Origin of the sequence: Segatella maculosa OT 289, from assembly GCF_000243015.1 — a bacterium.
Taxonomy (GTDB): Bacteria; Bacteroidota; Bacteroidia; order Bacteroidales; family Bacteroidaceae; genus Prevotella; species Prevotella maculosa.
This window is the reverse complement of sequence record NZ_JH594501.1, coordinates 466478-484838: the sequence shown is the minus strand read 5'-3', so window position 1 is coordinate 484838 and position 18361 is coordinate 466478. Positions and strand designations below refer to the sequence as shown.

Annotated in this window: 14 protein-coding genes and 2 tRNA genes; 10 read left to right on the top strand and 6 right to left on the bottom strand. The window is 50.8% G+C overall.

Annotation, left to right across the window (positions count from 1 at the left end):
- The first annotated feature begins 341 nt into the window (after window positions 1-341).
- The 6 genes from HMPREF9944_RS04040 to HMPREF9944_RS04015 all read left to right on the top strand — a co-directional run bounded on the left by HMPREF9944_RS04040 (window position 342) and on the right by HMPREF9944_RS04015 (window position 6284).
- Window positions 342-896, top strand: coding sequence for a helix-turn-helix domain-containing protein (locus HMPREF9944_RS04040; RefSeq protein ID WP_008564617.1), 555 nt, complete (start codon window positions 342-344; stop codon window positions 894-896).
- 13 nt (window positions 897-909) lie between these two features.
- The gene (locus HMPREF9944_RS04035) at window positions 910-2586 is read left to right on the top strand and encodes an AMP-binding protein (protein WP_008564615.1); all 1677 of its coding nucleotides are present in this window, start codon (window positions 910-912) and stop codon (window positions 2584-2586) included.
- 10 nt (window positions 2587-2596) lie between these two features.
- A complete protein-coding gene (proB, locus tag HMPREF9944_RS04030; protein ID WP_008564613.1) occupies window positions 2597-3667 on the top strand; it encodes a glutamate 5-kinase in 1071 nt (356 codons plus the stop codon).
- A 2-nt stretch (window positions 3668-3669) separates the two neighbouring features.
- A complete protein-coding gene (locus HMPREF9944_RS04025) occupies window positions 3670-4917 on the top strand; it encodes a glutamate-5-semialdehyde dehydrogenase (RefSeq protein ID WP_044113316.1) in 1248 nt (415 codons plus the stop codon).
- Between the two features lie 156 nt (window positions 4918-5073).
- Window positions 5074-6036, top strand: a complete 963-nt coding sequence (locus tag HMPREF9944_RS04020) for a Rossmann-fold NAD(P)-binding domain-containing protein (RefSeq protein WP_008564611.1) — start codon at window positions 5074-5076, stop codon at window positions 6034-6036.
- A 175-nt stretch (window positions 6037-6211) separates the two neighbouring features.
- Window positions 6212-6284: transfer RNA gene (locus HMPREF9944_RS04015), tRNA-Pro, on the top strand.
- 136 nt (window positions 6285-6420) lie between these two features.
- Here the strand turns inward: HMPREF9944_RS04015 and HMPREF9944_RS04010 are convergent.
- Window positions 6421-6494 (bottom strand) — tRNA-Asn (locus HMPREF9944_RS04010).
- 161 nt (window positions 6495-6655) lie between these two features.
- On the opposite strand from HMPREF9944_RS04010, the gene HMPREF9944_RS04005 reads away from it, so the two are divergent.
- Window positions 6656-8308 (top strand): S41 family peptidase, encoded by a 1653-nt coding sequence (locus HMPREF9944_RS04005; protein ID WP_008564610.1) that lies wholly within the window; start codon window positions 6656-6658, stop codon window positions 8306-8308.
- 44 nt (window positions 8309-8352) lie between these two features.
- On the opposite strand, the gene HMPREF9944_RS04000 is transcribed toward HMPREF9944_RS04005, so the two are convergent.
- From HMPREF9944_RS04000 to HMPREF9944_RS03990, 3 genes are read right to left on the bottom strand one after another with little or no spacing between them, the layout of a single operon-like run.
- Window positions 8353-9021: a NigD1/NigD2 family lipoprotein gene (locus HMPREF9944_RS04000; protein ID WP_008564609.1), complete on the bottom strand. Its 669-nt coding sequence runs from the start codon at window positions 9019-9021 to the stop codon at window positions 8353-8355.
- Window positions 9022-9024: 3 nt separating this feature from the next.
- On the bottom strand, window positions 9025-10224 hold the full coding sequence (locus tag HMPREF9944_RS03995; RefSeq protein WP_008564608.1) for an acyltransferase: 1200 nt from the start codon (window positions 10222-10224) through the stop codon (window positions 9025-9027).
- A gap of 26 nt (window positions 10225-10250) precedes the next feature.
- On the bottom strand, window positions 10251-11039 hold the full coding sequence (locus tag HMPREF9944_RS03990; protein WP_044113315.1) for a DeoR/GlpR family DNA-binding transcription regulator: 789 nt from the start codon (window positions 11037-11039) through the stop codon (window positions 10251-10253).
- A 902-nt stretch (window positions 11040-11941) separates the two neighbouring features.
- Between HMPREF9944_RS03990 and glpA the strand changes: the two genes are divergently transcribed.
- The 3 genes from glpA to glpC are packed head-to-tail and all read left to right on the top strand — an operon-like array spanning window position 11942 to window position 16104.
- The gene (glpA, locus tag HMPREF9944_RS03985; RefSeq protein ID WP_008564606.1) at window positions 11942-13564 is read left to right on the top strand and encodes an anaerobic glycerol-3-phosphate dehydrogenase subunit A; all 1623 of its coding nucleotides are present in this window, start codon (window positions 11942-11944) and stop codon (window positions 13562-13564) included.
- Window positions 13561-14802 carry a glycerol-3-phosphate dehydrogenase subunit GlpB gene (glpB, locus tag HMPREF9944_RS03980; protein WP_008564605.1) on the top strand — a complete coding sequence of 414 codons (1242 nt, stop codon included), beginning with the start codon at window positions 13561-13563 and terminating at the stop codon, window positions 14800-14802. The genes glpA and glpB overlap by 4 nt, the downstream gene beginning before the upstream one ends.
- A 3-nt stretch (window positions 14803-14805) precedes the next feature.
- Window positions 14806-16104: an anaerobic glycerol-3-phosphate dehydrogenase subunit GlpC gene (gene glpC / locus HMPREF9944_RS03975; RefSeq protein WP_008564603.1), complete on the top strand. Its 1299-nt coding sequence runs from the start codon at window positions 14806-14808 to the stop codon at window positions 16102-16104.
- A gap of 154 nt (window positions 16105-16258) precedes the next feature.
- On the opposite strand, the gene HMPREF9944_RS03970 is transcribed toward glpC, so the two are convergent.
- On the bottom strand, window positions 16259-17254 hold the full coding sequence (locus tag HMPREF9944_RS03970) for a D-alanine--D-alanine ligase (RefSeq protein WP_008564601.1): 996 nt from the start codon (window positions 17252-17254) through the stop codon (window positions 16259-16261).
- Window positions 17255-17267: 13 nt separating this feature from the next.
- Entirely contained in the window at window positions 17268-18341 is a 1074-nt protein-coding gene (locus HMPREF9944_RS03965; RefSeq protein WP_244861111.1) for an RluA family pseudouridine synthase, read from the bottom strand.
- Between the last annotated feature and the right edge of the window lie 20 nt (window positions 18342-18361).

Genomic DNA, 18361 nt, shown 5'->3' with positions numbered 1-18361 from the left:
AGTCATGAGTGTTAAACACTCGCAGTCATGGGTGTTTAACACCTTCGGAGAAAGGTGTAACACACCTTTGAACAAAGGTACGGTACACCCTTGACCATAGGTACGGTACACCTACGAAGGTCGGTACGGTATACCCTTGGTTGTCGGTACGGTATACCGATGAAAGTCGGTACGATATACCTTTAAATAGAGGTACGGTACACCCTTTGGAATAGCTATTCGGCCCCCTTTCCTTTGTGAGGCACCGGGGGAGTCTTTCTAATTAAATCGTATCGAATACCGCGTAATCGGAAAAGATTTCGTAACTTTGGCGGCATGAAAACAATTAAATCATAAGCAATATGGAAGATTCTATCAAACAAATCGGCGAGCGACTGCGCGGACTCCGCGACGTACTCGACATTCCGGCAGAAGAAGTCGCCGAGCTCTGCAACATCAGTCTGGAGCACTATCTCAAGATTGAATCGGGCGAGGCCGACCCTTCGGTCTACCGCCTATCGAAGATATCAAAACGTTACGGCATATCGCTCGACGTGCTGCTCTTCGGCGAAGAGCCGCGCATGAGCAGCTATTACCTGACCCGCGACGGTCAGGCTCCCGAGATAGACCGTGGCGACAGCTATCAGTATCAGACGCTGGCCGGAGGCTTCCGCGGGCGCAAGATGGACCCGTTCCTCGTGGTCGTTGACCCGTTGCCCGAGGGGAAGCGACACAGCAAGAACACGCACGACGGACAGGAAGTGGACTATATCCTCGAGGGTGTGTTGGAGCTGACCATCGACGGCAAGGTGCTCGTGTTGCGGAAAGGCGACTGTGTCTACTTCGATGCGACTATCCCTCATTGCATGCATGCCTTGGAAGGGAAGTCAGCTAAATTCTTATGCGTAGTAAACTAAAAAGGAGAAGCCTATGTTAGAGCGATTTTTAACGCAGACGAGCTTTGCTTCGGAGGAAGATTATGCAAAGCATCTACACTTCAGGATACCCGAGAACTTCAACTTCGCTTACGACGTAATGGACGTGTGGGCCAAGGAACGCCCCGACAATCTCGCCCTATTGTGGACCGACGAGAAGGGCGACGAAATCCGCACTACCTACAAGGAGTTCAAGGAACAGACCGACCGGACGGCGGCCTACTTCATGAGTCTCGGCATCAAACACGGCGACAAGGTGATGCTAATCTTGAAACGTCACTATCAATGGTGGCTGTCGGTCATGGCATTGTGTAAGGTCGGAGCCATCGCCATTCCTGCCACCCACATGCTGACGGCCCATGACATTGTCTATCGCAACCGGAGCGCCAGCGTGAAGGCGATTATCTGCGCCAACGACGAATATATAACTCACCAGATAGCTGCAGCCATGCCCGAGAGCCCCACGGTGAAAGTGTTGGTTGCGGTCAACTCGCTTTCCGAATGCGGCAAGCCTGTCCCCGAAGGTTTCCACGACTGGCGCAAGGAATGGGCAGAGGCTCCTGCCTTCGTACGCCCAGAGAACGTGAACACCAATGAAGACACCATGATGATGTATTTCACCAGTGGCACGAGTGGCGAGCCGAAGATGGTGGCCCACGACTTCCTTTATGCCTTGGGACACTTGACCACGGGCGTCTATTGGCACAACCTGCACGAGAAGAGCCTGCACCTGACCGTGGCCGACACGGGTTGGGGCAAGGCCGTATGGGGGAAACTCTACGGGCAGTGGTTTGCCGGTGCAACGGTATTTGTCTACGACCATGAGAAGTTCACGGCCGAGAAAATCATGCGGCAGATGGAGAAATACCGTGTCACCTCCTTCTGTGCACCCCCAACCATCTATCGCTTCATGATTCGCGAGGATATCTCCAAATACGATCTGAGCAGTCTTGAATGGTGCACGACGGCCGGAGAGGCCATGAACCCATCGGTGGCAGAGACGTTCAAGAAGCTCACAGGCGTTACCATCTACGAGGGCTTCGGACAAACAGAGACCACCATGACGCTGGGAACGTTCCCTTGGGTGAAGCCGAAACCCGGTTCGATGGGCAAGCCCAACCCGCAATACGACGTACATCTGCTCCGTCCCGACGGTAAAGAGTGCGAAGACGGAGAGAAAGGAGAGATTTGCATTCGCATCGGCGATGAGAAACCTCTCGGACTGTTCAAAGGCTACTATCGCGATGAGGAAAGAACCAAGGAAGCATGGCACGATGGCGTCTACCACACAGGCGACATGGCGTGGCGCGACGAGGACGGTTACTTCTGGTTCGTGGGCCGTACGGACGACGTTATCAAGAGTTCGGGCTACCGCATCGGTCCGTTCGAAGTTGAGAATGCCTTGATGACCCACCCAGCTGTGGTGGAATGCGCCATTACCGGTGTCCCCGACCCTATCCGCGGAATGATTGTCAAGGCTACAGTGGTCTTGGCTGCGGAATACAAGGACAAGGCGGGCGACGAACTCGTGAAGGAATTGCAGAACCATGTCAAGCATGAAACGGCTCCTTATAAGTATCCACGTGTCATAGAGTTCGTGGAAGAACTACCAAAGACCATCTCCGGCAAGATACGCCGTGTGGAAATCAGGGAGAAAGACAACCGTAAATAACCATAAACTTATGAAAAGGATTGTGGTGAAAGTGGGCAGCAATGTGCTGACCCGTGAAGACGGCAAGCTCGACGTCACGAGACTATCGGCCATCGTTGACCAAGTGGCATGGCTCAAGCGAAACGACTATGAGGTCATCCTCGTCTCGTCAGGTGCCATGGCCTGCGGAAGAGGCGAACTGAAACCAGAGTGCAAGCTCGACACCGTGGGCCGTCGGCAGTTATTCTCGGCTATCGGACAAGTGAAACTCATCGGCTACTACCATAATCTCTTTCAGGAATACGGTTTGCGCATTGGTCAAGTGCTCACCATGAAGGAGAGTTTCTCCACCCGTGGTGAATACTTGAACCAACGTGCCTGCATGACTGTGATGCTCAAGAATGATGTGATTCCCATCGTCAATGAGAATGATACGGTCAGCATCACAGAGTTGATGTTCACCGATAACGATGAACTTTCGGGGCTACTCGCCTCAATGATGGACGCCGACACGTTGATTATCCTCAGCAATGTCGACGGGATATTCGACGGAGACCCTAAGGTTCCCACCACACGAGTTATTCCATTTGTCAACTGCGACAGCGACCTTAGCGAATACATACAAGACACCAAGAGTGGCTTCGGGCGTGGTGGAATGATAACGAAGGCGGGAATCGCCCGCAAAGTGGCAGAAGAAGGTATCAAGGTTATCATTGCCAATGGTACAACCGACAATATCTTGATTGACCTTGCCCGGCGTCCGCAGGAAACAATCCACACGGAATTCCGCCCCAACAGCACCCCGACTTCACGGGTAAAGAAGTGGATTGCCCACAGCGAAAGCTTTGCCAAAGGTGTTGTTCATATCAATCAAAAGGCAGAAGAAGCCTTGAAAGGCCCGAAAGCCGTCAGTCTGTTGCTTGTCGGCGTGACAGCCATCGAAGGCGAATTCGAGGAAAACGACATCATCAACGTGGTGGGAAACGACAATAAGCTGATTGCCGTGGGTAGGAGCAGTTACGCTTCTTCCAAGGCCAAACAACACATCGGGGCACACGACATGAAGCCCCTTATCCACTACGACTACCTTTATATGGAATGACTATGATGCTCTCTGAAACTTTCAAACGTGTAAAAGCAGCAAGTAAATCATTGGCCTTCCTCACCGATAACCGCCGAAACGAAGTGTTGCAGGCTCTTGCCGATGCCATAGAGAGCCACATTGACTGCCTTTTGGCTGCCAATACCATTGATTTATCCTGCATGGACAAAGCCAACCCCATGTACGATCGACTGCAACTCACGCCACAACGCCTTCACGACATAGCCAATGACATGCGCCATGTCAGCCAACTTCCTTCACCACTTGGCCGGACGTTGAAGGAAAAAACGCTCGATAACGGACTTCACCTGCATCGTGTCAGCACGCCTTTCGGTGTCATCGGTATGATATATGAAGCGCGTCCCAACGTTACCTTTGATGTTTTCTCCCTTTGTTTCAAGAGTGGAAACGCTTGTATATTAAAAGGTGGGAAGGATGCTGACGAAAGTAATCGGGCTGGAGTGGCCTTGATACACGATGTTTTGAAAGCACACGACATCAATCCCAGCGTCGTTGAACTTCTTCCTGCAAGCCACGAAGCCACGGAAGAGCTTCTTACTGCCATCGGCTTCGTGGACCTGTGCATTCCACGCGGCAGTAAACGCCTGATAGACTTCGTTCGAAACACGGCTAAAGTACCCGTCATAGAAACCGGAGCAGGCGTTGTGCATTGCTATTTCGATGAAGCTGGCGACTTGACAATGGGCCGTGACATCATCACAAACGCCAAATGCCGTCGGTGTAGTGTCTGCAATGCTCTCGACACTCTGCTTGTCCACCGCAACCGCCTGCAAGACTTGCCTCAACTATGCAGTCAATTGGCAGAGAAAGGTGTAAAACTCCATACTGACAACGAAGCCTATCATGTCCTCGAAGGCCATTATCCCGCCCAATTACTCACCTTGGTGACCGCGGATATTTGGCATACCGAATGGCTCAGCATGCAAATGGGCATCAAAACGGTCGGCAGTATAGAAGAAGCACTTGACCATATATCGACCTACGGTAGCGGACATAGTGAGAGTATTGTGACCGAAGACATCGAAAAGCAACATCAGTTTCAGACGATGATTGATGCAGCTTGCGTCTATGTGAACGCCCCTACGAGTTTTACCGACGGCGGACAGTTCGGTCTTGGTGCCGAGATCGGCATCAGTACGCAGAAACTTGGTGCCCGCGGACCAATGGCTTTAGAGGAAATCACCACCTATAAATGGCTGATAGAAGGACGGGGACAGGTGAGGAGTTAGGGATGTGGAGTATTGAATGAGAAGTTATCATCATATAAAATGATAAATGAATCATGTCAAGTCCGATGGTTCAACCCTCCACATCATAAAAACAACTCCACATTCGCCATTCCCCATTAAAATAATTCCTCATTAAAACAACTCAATATTCACCTTATGAAGACATTCTTCAACGTATCTGACTTAGGCAATCTCACGCAAGCTTTGGCCGAAGCCCGCGAAGTAAAGAACAACCGCTTCGGTTTTCAACCGTTAGGCAAGAACAAAACGCTGTTGATGATATTCTTCAACAACAGTCTCCGCACGCGTCTGTCCACCCAGAAAGCTGCAATGAATCTTGGAATGAACGTCATTGTGCTCGATGTGAACGCCGGTGCATGGAAACTCGAGACAGAACGCGGTGTAATCATGGATGGCGACAATAGTGAACACCTGTTAGAAGCCATTCCGGTGATGGCCAGTTACTGCGATCTCATCGGAATTCGCAGCTTTGCAGGCCTTGTCGAGCGCGAATTTGACTATGCCGAGACCATTGTCAACCAATTTGTAGCATACAGCGGCCGCCCCGTTTTCGCCATGGAAACGGCAACCGTGCACCCACTTCAGGCTTTTGCCGACCTTATAACCATTGAAGAACACAAGAAAAGCGAACGTCCTAAGGTGGTATTAACATGGGCACCGCATTGTCGAGCATTGCCACAAGCGGTTCCAAACAGCTTTGCCGAGTGGATGAACGCAGCCGATGTAGACTTCGTTATTACCCATCCTAAGGGCTACGAACTTGACCCTAAGTTCGCAGGAAACATAAAAGTAGAATACGATCAGCGTAAGGCCTTCGAAGGAGCCGACTTCATCTACGCCAAGAACTGGAGCTGTCCGGGTGTCACACGGCCTGCCGATTACGGCAAAATCCTATGCAACGACCCTGCATGGACGGTAGACCAAGAACACATGAGTTGGACGAACAACGCCTATTTCATGCATTGTCTGCCCGTTCGTCGCGGTCTTATCGTGACCGATGACGTTATCGAAAGCCCGCAAAGTCTTGTCATTCCAGAGGCAGCCAACCGGGAAATCAGTGCCGAGGTGGTTATCAAGCGGATATTAGAGGGGCTGTGAAAACCATTGACCGCCATACCTTCAGGCTTTCCAAAGGTACGTAAAGCGAGGCAAACCCGGCTTCCGAACGGTCTCTTACCCATCATGTTTTCTCATTTTCGTATGAAAATATTTAGGATAACATTGTGTGATTACAGATTTTTATGTACCTTTGCACCCACAATAAAAGCTAAATCGGGATGTAGCGCAGTTGGTAGCGCACTACGTTCGGGACGTAGGGGTCGGGCGTTCGAGTCGCCTCATCCCGACAAAAGCAAGCAAAAGGGGTTGATTGTCAACCCCTTTTTTGTTGAAAATAAGTTTTTTTTGCTTTGCCACGCTCCCCATTCCGACATCAAAACAAAAGAAGAGCGGAAGCCCATTGCAAAGGACTTCCGCTCTATGCGCTTCAAGATGGGCTTGAACCAACGACCCCCTGATTAACAGTCAGGTGCTCTAACCAACTGAGCTATTGAAGCATGAATTGCAAAATCAATACCGATTTGCGGTTGCAAAGGTAAGATAATCTTTTTTAATGGCCAAACTTTTCGACTAAAAAAATCATTGTATCGCTAATTTTAGCTAATTTGCCTGTCATCGTAATGATTTTACATCTTTATATATTACTTTTGTAGCTATTATGAGAAAGCTAATAGTATTCATTATAGCACTGTTGACCTTGCCGGCAGCCGCGCAAAACGACACAGACCATAACTTCACGGTGGCCAAAAACCTTGAAGTATTCAATGCCATCTACAAGAATCTCGACCTGCTTTACGTGGATCGGCTACCTGCCGACACTGTGATTGGCAACGCTGTTGATGCTATGCTGGAGTCACTTGACCCTTACACGGAGTATTATCCGCAGGCCAAAGGCAAGGATCTCAAGCTGCTGATGACAGGAAAATACGCAGGCGTAGGGGCATTGATACGCTATAGTCCGAAATACAAGAACACGTTTATCGACGAACCCTACGAAAATATGCCGGCTGCCAATGCCGGTCTGCGTAAAGGAGACCTGATCCTTGCGATAGATGCCCTTTCGATGGAAGGCAAACCCACGCAGTTTGTCAGCGATCATCTGCGTGGTGATGCCGGAACAACATTCATGATAAAAATAAAACGACCATCGACGGGCAAGATCATGAAACTCAAAATCACGCGAGGTGCCATCAAAATGCCGGCAGTTCCCTATTACGGACTACTTGGAAACGGCCTCGGCTACATCAATCTCAACCAATTCACGGAGGGAGCCGCCAAGGACTTCCGTCGGGCTTTCGTTGAAATGAAGAAAGACGGCATGCAAAAACTGGTCATCGACCTACGCAACAACGGAGGAGGATTAGAGAACGAAGCCGTTGATATCGTGAATCTTTTCGTGCCGAAAGACTTGATGATTGTGTCAAACCGAGGGAAAGTGAAGCGGCTCGACCGCAACTATAAGACCAATTCTGAACCCATCGACACCGTAATTCCAATCGTTGTGCTGGTCAACGGCAACACTGCCAGCTCGAGTGAAATCACCGCCGGCGCGCTGCAAGACCTCGATCGGGCCGTCATCATGGGCACACGCACTTACGGGAAAGGGCTCGTTCAAACCACGGTAGACCTGCCTTACAACGGAAAACTCAAGCTGACGACCCACAAATACTATATCCCGAGCGGGCGTTGCATTCAGGCTGTCAACTACAAACACGACCGTGGCGGCTACACCGAGCATGTTCCCGACTCGCTCTCACGCATTTTCCACACCCGGAACGGGCGTGAGGTGCGCGATGGAGGCGGAATTAAGCCCGATATCGAGGTAAACCCCGATACTGCCTCGAATATTCAGAGCTACCTCATGTCGGTTATCGACTCCACGGAGACCGTTCTTGAATACGTTCTCGACTATGTGGCAAAGCATCCCACGATTGTCGGCCCGTCAGAATTCGAACTTAGCGATGCCGACTATGAAGCCTTCAAGCAACATGTGCTCAACAGCGGTTTCAAATACGACGGCGTGAGCGAGAAAATCTTGAAAGAACTTGTGAAGACGGCCAAGTTCGAAGGCTATTATGATGATGCAAAAGCCGAGTTCGAGGCCATTGAGAACAAACTGAAACACAATGTTGCCAAAGACCTTGACTACAACCGCGACCGCATCAAACAGGCGTTAGCCGCCGATATCGTGGGCGTCTACTACTATCAACGCGGAACTATCGCCTATACGTTGAAGCACGACAAACAAATGAAGGCGGCCAAGAAACTGTTGGGCAACATGACTGAGTATCGAAAGATACTGAATAAGTGATTGAGACTTGCTTTCCCGTTGCCACATTTACACTGGAAAGCAAGCTATTTCACGAAATCCTTCTTGACAATCAACCGATAATCACGCACCGTGAGACGGATATGACAACCTTTCGGCAACCGCTGAAGGGGCACACTTATGTATCCTTTGCTTGAATAATATTCGGGAACGCCACCTTGGTCATGGTAGAGGGTGAGCCAAAGTTGACGGATATGGCCACCAAGTTCCATGCTGTCAGTGGCAACCACGGCTATGGTCTGTCCTTTTTTCCCATCGTTTTGTCTGGCAGTCTTCACCGAAAAGCCAATGTTGAGATAACGCCGATTGCGGCTGATCCATGCACTTTCGAACACAACGGGGTCCGTACGAACCGTCTTGACCTTGCTTTTGGACTGCCAAGCCACCACGGGAACCTGAAAGAAACGGGAAGCAATGGCCGTATGATGGTCTACTTTGCTGTAATAAAGCAGTCCGCGATAATTCGTATCAGCCTGCGAAGCCCACGAAACCTTGTATCTGGGAGACAACACCAATGAATCTCTGTTGTCGGTGACGGCATAATCGATTTCATTGGGGGCCTTTGTGTGCGCCTCAACGAAGTCGGCTCGAAGATAAGAGTAGTCCCCATCGCCACTCTCATAGGTGTCATTGGAGCAACTGCCCGCCAGAAAAGGAACGACGAGCAGTGCAAAAGGCCATTTATACCGCGCCATGTGTCATTTCATAAAGGGAAGATAGTTGAGCAACGACTTGAACCTTCCGCCTTCGCCACGTGCCGCCATGTAGTTTTTCGCCGGATAAGCATACTGACTGAGCAGACATACCCGCAGATAACGGTCGTCCTTGTTCTCGATATCAATCTTGGCAAGCTGCCCCATCATGTATTCTTCGAACTGTTTATGGTCGTTCTCCGTGTAATGTTCGGTGTACATACGCGTGTCTTGTAGCATATCCAACGCGATATAGTTGCAGGGATAGAGACGATAGTTGCGGTGGATCTCGGTGTCGATATGCGCAGCTATCGTGTCAAAGAGCTTGTTTTTGGGTTGTTCTTGGTCTACGGTTTGCAACCAATCATCGATACATGGCGCGCATTCATAATGGATATGACCCTTGAATCCCTTGATACCTGTGAGCATACTTTCCATGTCGTCTTCGGCCGTTTTCTTCCAAAACGGAACGTCACGACGCAGTTGATACTCCCTTGCTTTCAGGTAATCGCAGGGGTCGAACTCGTAAGAAATGGACAAAGGAACGATATGTAACTGGCAAAGACGGTCGATAACAGACCCCTCACCGCCCATGGCCATCATCTTGAGAATGGCAGGTTGCGTCAGATCGTTGGAGTTCTTGGCCCGTCCTTGTCGCTGGGCTATCCACACATTCTCGTGCTTCACGTTGATGGCGAAGTGAATATACTCCGACATTCGCTTGCTGGCACGCAGCATTTCGACCGAGTGCAGGGCACGTTCCACAGTGAACGACTTGTTAATCCGCACAAGATCCCTCACCCAAGGCTCGCCAAGCAGGTTGTCACCTATGGCAATTTCGCAAGTCGTATCAAAGCCTACGTCGATGAGAAGCTTGTCGAGAAAGGCCGAATCAAGCACGATATCGCGATGATTGCTCACGAAAGTGTATCGGTTTTTGATGTTGATATTATAGGCATCCATGTCACATCCCAAGCTCAACTTCACGATCAACTGCTGCAAGAAGGGGTAACAGAATGCCTTCTGAAACTCAAGATTCGTCTTACACCCATGCATCTTCTTGGCAATATCGTCGAGCGAAACGTCGGGATAAAGGTAGGCCAAGACCTTTTGGAATTGAGGTTCGGCCAGCAATCTGTCGTAGACCGCGGGCAACTCCTCGGGCTCAAAGGGCCTGATGCAATCAAATTCTGACGGGATATTCATAATATATGATTTAGAAATTAAAGCATTTAGAGCATGGCAGAGGCCATCGTGTCGCCGGCAATAACAAGATCGATGCCCAACTCTTCGATGGCTGCGGCGATAGTCGGCGAAACATGGGCGTCGGTAATAATCATATCGACATCGTCCATGCCGCAGATACGGGCAAACCCACGCCGTCCGAACTTGCTCGAGTCGGCAAGTACGATGGTTTTTTGGGCCGTATGAATCATCTCCCGGTTGAGTTCAGCCTCGCGCATGTCGGTGGTTGAGATGCCAAACTCAAGGTCTATGCCGTCAACACCCAAGAACAACTTGCTGAACGAGCAGCTCCTTAAAATCATTTCGCTGTATTGTCCCACCACCGAAAGGCTGCTGTGGCGCACGTTTCCGCCTATCTGAATGATGTCGATGTTCTCGTTTTCGGCCAGAAACTCCGTGGCTTGCAACGACGCAGAGACCACGGTGAGCTTGTCGGCCGGCCGAAGATTGCGTGCCAACGCATGGATCGTGGTGCCCGAAGCAAGCAGTATCGAGTCGTTAGGCACCACCAATTGCGCCGCTTCCATGCCGATGAGTTGTTTCTCCTCAGCGTTGAGGCTCTCCTTTTCGTTGACGGATCGGTTGTTGGCAAAGGGATTGATGAGGATAGCCTTGCCGTGACTGCGATACAATCTGCCGTTTTTCTCGAGTTCCGTAAGGTCTTTTCGAATGGTCACGGACGACACATTGAGCAACTCTGCCAGCTCCGACACCTGAACAGAACTTTGCTTCATGAGTTGTTCTAAAATATAAGTATGGCGTTCTTCCTTTGTCATAGGCCGATTGAATTAGCAATATCATCTCCGGTTAAACTATACAAAGATAGTCTTTTTCTACTATATTGGTTCGCGCGAGCATAAGATTTAACAATATATTAACTAACTTTGGCCGCCGCAGGACTATCATTTGGCTTGCAAAGCCGGTCCACGTGGCATTGCCGTCTCGGCCGTCCTATCGCACAAGATGATTGATATAACGGACGCACGAGCCGTGCGTCCCTACAAGTCTACAGCGTTTCCCATGCAAAAACAGATGGAGTGTGCGGAGAATGTAGGGACGCACGGCCCGTGCGTCCGCTCAAACGCCATGCGCCTACCTTCACTTTTCAAAGTCGTTTCAAAGCTGTTATTTACAGTTTCTTACGGATTGATTTCTTATCTCGCCCATTTTACCGCGCAATATGGGTGATATTATCGTGCAATATGGGTCATTTTGCGGGCTAATATGGGCCATATTGAAAACCGATATCCAACCTATTGATTCCCAACGAGATGTAAACCGAAACGCAGGCCCGCCTATCATGCCGTGCAACGGCATCGACCGAGGCATGCAAACGTTTCGATATGAAATCGCAATTCCACCGACATACACCAGCAAATACAATTACTTTCGTTTCAAAACATCATAAAACATTCTTTCCAAACAAACGTTCTAAAAACGTTCATACTAATTAAATATTTCGCAAGACAATAGCGCAAACAAAACAAAAATCGCCAACTTAAATACGAATAGATGTTAAATAACGGTCAAAAACACTTGCAGGTTTTGCTTTTTCAGAATTAAAAACTAACTTTGTTGCGTTATGAAACCTTTGCAATATCGAACAAAAGAATTTGCAAGCCGACAAGCGTTATCAACATGAATAATACGAATTGACTCGGAGAATCCAATCAAAGCTATGGCTGAAAGACAACATAAAACATTCGATGTAATCGTTATCGGGGGCGGAATCACGGGGGCCGGTGTGGCCAGAGACTGTGCATTGCGCGGCTTGAGCGTGTTGCTTGTCGAGAAATACGACCTGACCAACGGTGCATCGGGGCGCAATCACGGCCTGTTGCACAGTGGCGCACGCTATGCCGTGACCGATAAAGAGTCGGCCACAGAGTGCATTCAGGAGAACATGACACTCAGAAAGATTGCCCGCCACTGCGTGGAAGAGACCGAAGGGCTGTTCATCACGCTGCCCGAAGACGACCTTTGCTATCAAAAAAACTTCGTCGAGGCTTGCACCGAAGCCGGTATTCGCGCCGAAATCATCGACCCCAAGGAGGCCATTCGGCTTGAACCGGCCGTCAACCCTACGCTAATCGGGGCCGTGAAAGTGCCCGATGCCTCGATAGACCCGTTCAGGCTGACTGCTGCAAACATGCTTGATGCCAAGCTACATGGCGCAGACGTGCTCACTTATCACGAGGTAACACGGCTCATTATCCGCAATGGCAGCGTGGAAGGTGTCGTGATGCGCAACCATAAAACGGGTGAGATTTGCGAGGCATATGCCCCACTTACCATCAATGCGGCAGGCATCTGGGGCCACTTGATAGCCCAAATGGCCGACCTTACCGTGAATATGTTCCCCGCAAAAGGGGCGTTGTTGGTATTCGGTCACCGTGTCAATCAGATGGTCATCAACCGTTGTCGCAAGCCAGCCAACGCCGATATACTTGTCCCCGACGATGCCGTTTGCGTCATCGGGACCACAAGTGACCGCGTTCCCTTTGACGAAATAGACCGCTTGAAGGTTACTCCCGAAGAAGTGGACCTATTGATTCGCGAGGGAGAAAAGCTTGCCCCGGCTCTCGCAACGACCCGTATTCTGCGTGCATATGCCGGTGTTCGTCCGCTTGTTGCAGCCGATAACGACCCTTCGGGCCGCAACATCAGCCGCGGCATCGTGCTGCTCGACCATGAAACGCGCGACGGATTGGGGGGCTTCATCACCATCACGGGCGGCAAGATGATGACCTATCGACTCATGGCCGAGCTGGCTACCGACCTTGCCTGCAAGAAATTAGGGGTCGATAAAGCCTGCGAAACCGCCACGAAGCCGCTGCCCGGCTCGGAAAAAACATACAGAAAGCGAGGGCTTCCGACAGCCGTTGTGGCCGAAGAAGGCCGTCATGGCACGCTTGCTCCGCTCATTCCGAACGCCACCGCCATCGACAGAGCGATGGTATGTGAGTGTGAAGAGGTGACTGTTGGGGAGATGAAGTATGCCGTAGAGACCCTTCATGCGACGCAACTCATCAACATGCGGCGTCGCACCCGCGTCAGTATGGGGACTTGTCAAGGCACACTTTGCGCCTGCAGAGCGGCACATGTGCTCTGCGAACTCGCCAAAACAGAAGCGAAACAAAGCCAATATGAGCTTGCTTCCGTCATGGCCGAGCGATGGAAAGGCATGCGTCCTGTGGCATGGGGCAACACGTTGAAGGAGGCACAATTGATGTCCGTGGTGTATGAAGGCCTTTGCGGACTGAACCAACGCGCAGGAAAAGGAAAGGAGATTGCACAATGAAATTCGATACCATCATCATCGGTGGCGGACTAAGCGGCATGACTTGTGCCGCAATGCTTGCCAAGAACGGACAGAAAGTGGCGTTGGTGACGGCCGGACAAAGCTGTCTTCACTTCAATTCGGGCTCCATCGAACTTCTTGGTTTTCAGGAAGGAAAGGTCGTAGAAAGGCCTTTCGAGGGTATTGCCCAGCTGAATGAGGCCCACCCCTACCGGAAAATCAAGACCGAGAAGCTGGCGGTTTACGCCGAAGAGGCCCGGACCTTGCTGGCCGAAGCAGGCCTGAAGATGAAGGGGAACGCCGAAAAGAACCACTTCAGGTTATCACCTATCGGCACGACTATCCCTGCTTGGCTGACGCTCGAAGACTTGATTACGCTTGAAACAACGGCGGAATTGAATGGCAAAAAACTGTTGTTGGCCAATGTAGAAGGCTTTCTCGACTGGCCGACGGCCTATCTTTCGGACAGTCTTTCGGCCATGGGTGCCAACGTAAAAACGGCATCTTTCACCACAGAGGCACTGGCGTTCGCCCGCAAAAGTCCTACGGAGATGCGCGCCATCAACATAGCCAAGTACCTCGACAAGGCGCAGAACATAGCCGATGCGGCCCGCGAAATCAACCGACTCGGCAAGGGTTTCGACCTTGTCCTGCTGCCGGCCGTGCTGGGATTGGCCCATGATAACGTCGACTTGCTGCGAAAAGCGGTCGAAACACCTGTCGAATGCGTTGCAACCATGCCACCGTCGGTATCCGGCATACGCATAGAGAACAAGCTACGCGGCTTTCTCGGGCAGCATGGGGCGGTTGTTTTGAACAGCGACACGGTGAACAATGGCTTCTTCGAAGGTGATAAACTCACGGCCATTACAACCGAAAAGCTCGAAGAAACACGCTTGGAAGCCAACCAATATGTATTGGGCACGGGTTCATTCCTCAGCGGCGGACTCGTCTCGGACTATCAAACAATAACTGAACCTGCCCTGCATCTCGAGGTCGAAGCACATGAAAGTCGCACGCAATGGACGTCGGAATACCTCTTCGATGAGCAGCCCTACATGGCCTTCGGCGTGAAGACAACCGACGATTTCCACCCGATGAAAGACGGAAAAGCCGTCACCAACCTCTACGCCATCGGCTCCGTTCTGAGCGGAAACAGCGGCATCAAGCAGGCCACGGGCACGGGAGTATCGATGCTTACGGCCATTGCCGTGGCGCACAACATTCTAAACCAGTAAGCCATGTCAGAGATACAGTTAAAGAATATCAGCCGACACGAGTTGGAACAATGCCTGAAGTGCTCCATCTGCACGGTGTATTGCCCTGTCTCGGCGGTCGAACCTAAATATCCGGGGCCTAAACATTCGGGTCCCGACTTGATGCGTTACCGCATCAAAGACGCCGCTTTCTTCAACGAAAACCTCAAGATGTGCCTCAATTGCAAGCGTTGCGAGGTTGCCTGTCCCAATGATGTAAAGGTAGGAGATATCATTCAAGAGGCGCGAATCAAGTACAGTACGCACACGCCTTCACTGCGCGATCGTATGTTAGCCAACACGGATTTCGTGGGAACCATGGCCACAATGGTGGCTCCGGTGGTCAACTTCTCGTTGGGATTGAAGCCGGCCAAGACCGTACTCCACACGGTAATGGGCATCGACAAACACCGCACTTTCCCCTCATACAGCCGCCAGAAGTTTGAAACTTGGTTCAAGAAAGAGGCCGAGGAACAGCAGAAACAATTCACAAGGTTCGTCAGTTACTTCCACGGTTGCTATGTTAATTACAACTATCCGCAGCTGGGTAAGGATCTTGTGAAGATTATGAACGCTTGCAACTACGGCGTTCATCTGCTCGAAAAAGAGAAGTGTTGCGGCGTGGCCCTCATTGCCAACGGCCTCTCGGCACAGGCGAAACGACAGGGAACAGTCAACCTAAAGTCGATGCGGCGGTCGATTGAGAACCGTGACGAGGCCATCATAACCACAAGTTCCACCTGCACGTTCACCATGCGCGACGAATATAAGCATCTGCTTGAACTTGACAACGCCGACGTGAGAGACAGTCTGATGCTGGCAACTCGTTTTCTTCACACCCTTATTACAGCCGGAAAGATACGCTTGGCTTTCAAAAAAGACTATCGGAAAAAGGTTGCCTATCACTCGGCATGCCATATGGAGCGGCTGGGCTGGATTGTTTACAGTACCGAACTGATGCGAATGGTGCCGGGACTCGACCTCATCATGCTCGAAAGTCAATGCTGCGGAATTGCCGGAACCTATGGGTTTAAGAAAGAGAATTATGAGCGTTCGCAGCAAATCGGCGCGACACTCTTCGACCATATCAACGAGGTTGACCCCGACTGCGTGTCGACCGACTGCGAAACCTGCAAGTGGCAGATAGAAATGTCGACCAAGTATAAGGTCATCAACCCTATCTCGCTCATCGCCGAAGCACTCGATGTGGAAGAAACACGACGACTGAACACGGTGCATGAAGCCGATAAACCACACATACAGGGGGACTTAGCTATGCCTTAGCGGAGTAGTGGACGACGCGTTGGCTGTGTTGAAGAAAAAATGTTCTGAATAATCAAATCCATCTTAATAATATCATCACACGAAAGGTGGCCAGCTGTGAAGCCCGCCACCTTTCATTTTTTCCCAAATCTTTCCGTCTCGGAGAACGAAAAGCTTAGAATTGGTTTTCGACAATCTCGCTCAAAACGTCCTTGATGTCAAGCCCTGCGGCACGAACCTGCTGAGGAATGAAGCTCGTTGCGGTCATTCCGGGCGTAGTATTGATTTCGAGCATATAGATAAGGTCGTTACCTTGCTCGTCTTTCGCAATGATGTAATCAATGCGAATGATGCCGTTGGCATGCAGGATATCGTAGATGCGGCTCGTTTCGGCGGCCACCTTGGCCGCTGTTTCGGGGCTGAGTCGGGCCGGAGTAATCTCTTGTACCTGTCCGTTATACTTGGCATCGTAGTCGAAGAACTCGTTCTTTGTAACGACTTCCGTAGCAGGAAGCACCACTTCTTTATCGCGTGTCTTGTAAATTCCCTGCGAGATTTCGACGCCATCAATGAACTTTTCGATCATCACCTCATTGCTTTCCATGAACGCAACGCGCAGAGCAGGAGCCAAACGATCGGCATTCTTCACCTTGGAAACGCCGAAACTACTACCATCGGCCGCCGGTTTCACGAAGCAAGGCATGCCCAATCGTTGTTCTATTTCTTCCTCATCGTAGTCTTCACCACGCCGAAGCAGAATACTATCTGCCACGCGTACGCCGAAGCCACGCAGGTAGTTGTTGAGCACAAACTTGTCGAATGTCATCGCTTCGACAAGCACTCCGCTGGTTGAATAGGGCAGGTGAATGAGGTCAAAGTAGCCTTGCATGACGCCGTTCTCACCCGGTTGGCCATGAATAGTGATGTAGGCATAGTCGAAGAAGACGCGCTTTCCGTTGCATTTGAACGAAAAGTCGTTCTTGTCGATGGCTGCGGTTGCACCGTCGTTGAAGTTCACATGCCAGTCGGTACCTTTCACATCGACGATGTAAACATTATACTTCGCCTTGTCGAAAAAGGAATAAAGGCCTTGTGCAGAGCGCAACGAGACGTCGTGCTCCGATGAATCACCACCGCAAACGATGGCTATGTTCCGTTTTGATTGCTCCATAATCTATATTGATTTACTTGTTCTCTGCAAATGTGTCTTGCGTTGTTCCCTTGATATAAGCCCGCCATTTCTCGATGAGTCCGCTGAAGTCGTGGGGCCACGTGGAATCGAAGTCCATCTGACGGCCTGTCGTGGGGTGAACGAACCCCAAGGTTTTGGCGTGCAAGGCCTGCCGTGGACAGCACTTGAAGCAGTTCTGAATGAAAGCCCGGTAGGTGCTGCTGCGTTGCCCGCGCAGGATTTCAGTTCCCCCATACGACTCGTCTGCAAACAGCGGGTGGCCGATATGCTTCATGTGAGCACGTATCTGATGGGTGCGACCTGTCTCAAGCAGGCATTCCACGAGCGTGGTATAGCCGTAGCGTTCGATGACCCTATAATGGGTAACTGCGTGCTTTCCGATGCCACTGTCGGCCGGAAAGACTTTCATGCGCAAGCGGTTCTTGGGGTCGCGGGCAATGTTTCCCTCGATGGTCCCCGTGTCCTCTACAAGGTTTCCCCACACCAAGGCATTGTAACTGCGGCGAGTAGTCTTGTTGAAAAACTGTTTTCCGAGGGCCGTCTTGGCTGCTGCTGTCTTGGCAACGACAAGGAGTCCGCTGGTATCTTTGTCAATACGGTGCACCAATCCCACCTCGGGGTCGTTGGCATCGAAGCCTTCCAAGTCTCTCAAATGCCACGCCACAGCATTGATAAGCGTCCCCGTGAAGTTACCGGCACCGGGATGTACAACCATTCCGGCAGGCTTATTGACGACCATGAGCACGTTGTCTTCGTAGACAATCTCAAGAGGAATGTCTTCGGCAATGATGCTCGTATCGTGCTTGGGTCGGTCGAGCATGAGCGTAATCACATCGCCGGGGCGCACCTTATAGTTGCTCTTTACGGGCTTGTCGTTCACATGAATGAAGCCCGAATCGGCTGCTTGCTGAATGCGATTGCGGCTCTGATAGGGATTCTTCTCGGCCAAGAACCTGTCGATACGCACAGGAGTCTGCCCCATATCCACTGCTATCTTCCAGTGTTCATAGAGCTGCTGTGCGTCGTTTTCCAAGTCTTCTATGTCAAAGAGCTGTTCTTCTGTCATGGGGTTTCCGTCGAGTGCCT

Bases quoted from the DNA above. Each gene is read 5' to 3' on its own strand.
- HMPREF9944_RS04040 (WP_008564617.1), top strand. From the start codon at position 342: ATGGAAGATTCTATCAAACAAATCGGCGAGCGACTGCGCGGACTCCGC.
- HMPREF9944_RS04035 (WP_008564615.1), top strand. From the start codon at position 910: ATGTTAGAGCGATTTTTAACGCAGACGAGCTTTGCTTCGGAGGAAGAT.
- proB (WP_008564613.1), top strand. From the start codon at position 2,597: ATGAAAAGGATTGTGGTGAAAGTGGGCAGCAATGTGCTGACCCGTGAA.
- HMPREF9944_RS04025 (WP_044113316.1), top strand. From the start codon at position 3,670: ATGATGCTCTCTGAAACTTTCAAACGTGTAAAAGCAGCAAGTAAATCA.
- HMPREF9944_RS04020 (WP_008564611.1), top strand. From the start codon at position 5,074: ATGAAGACATTCTTCAACGTATCTGACTTAGGCAATCTCACGCAAGCT.
- HMPREF9944_RS04005 (WP_008564610.1), top strand. From the start codon at position 6,656: ATGAGAAAGCTAATAGTATTCATTATAGCACTGTTGACCTTGCCGGCA.
- HMPREF9944_RS04000 (WP_008564609.1), bottom strand. From the start codon at position 9,021: ATGGCGCGGTATAAATGGCCTTTTGCACTGCTCGTCGTTCCTTTTCTG.
- HMPREF9944_RS03995 (WP_008564608.1), bottom strand. From the start codon at position 10,224: ATGAATATCCCGTCAGAATTTGATTGCATCAGGCCCTTTGAGCCCGAG.
- HMPREF9944_RS03990 (WP_044113315.1), bottom strand. From the start codon at position 11,039: ATGACAAAGGAAGAACGCCATACTTATATTTTAGAACAACTCATGAAG.
- glpA (WP_008564606.1), top strand. From the start codon at position 11,942: ATGGCTGAAAGACAACATAAAACATTCGATGTAATCGTTATCGGGGGC.
- glpB (WP_008564605.1), top strand. From the start codon at position 13,561: ATGAAATTCGATACCATCATCATCGGTGGCGGACTAAGCGGCATGACT.
- glpC (WP_008564603.1), top strand. From the start codon at position 14,806: ATGTCAGAGATACAGTTAAAGAATATCAGCCGACACGAGTTGGAACAA.
- HMPREF9944_RS03970 (WP_008564601.1), bottom strand. From the start codon at position 17,254: ATGGAGCAATCAAAACGGAACATAGCCATCGTTTGCGGTGGTGATTCA.
- HMPREF9944_RS03965 (WP_244861111.1), bottom strand. From the start codon at position 18,341: ATGACAGAAGAACAGCTCTTTGACATAGAAGACTTGGAAAACGACGCA.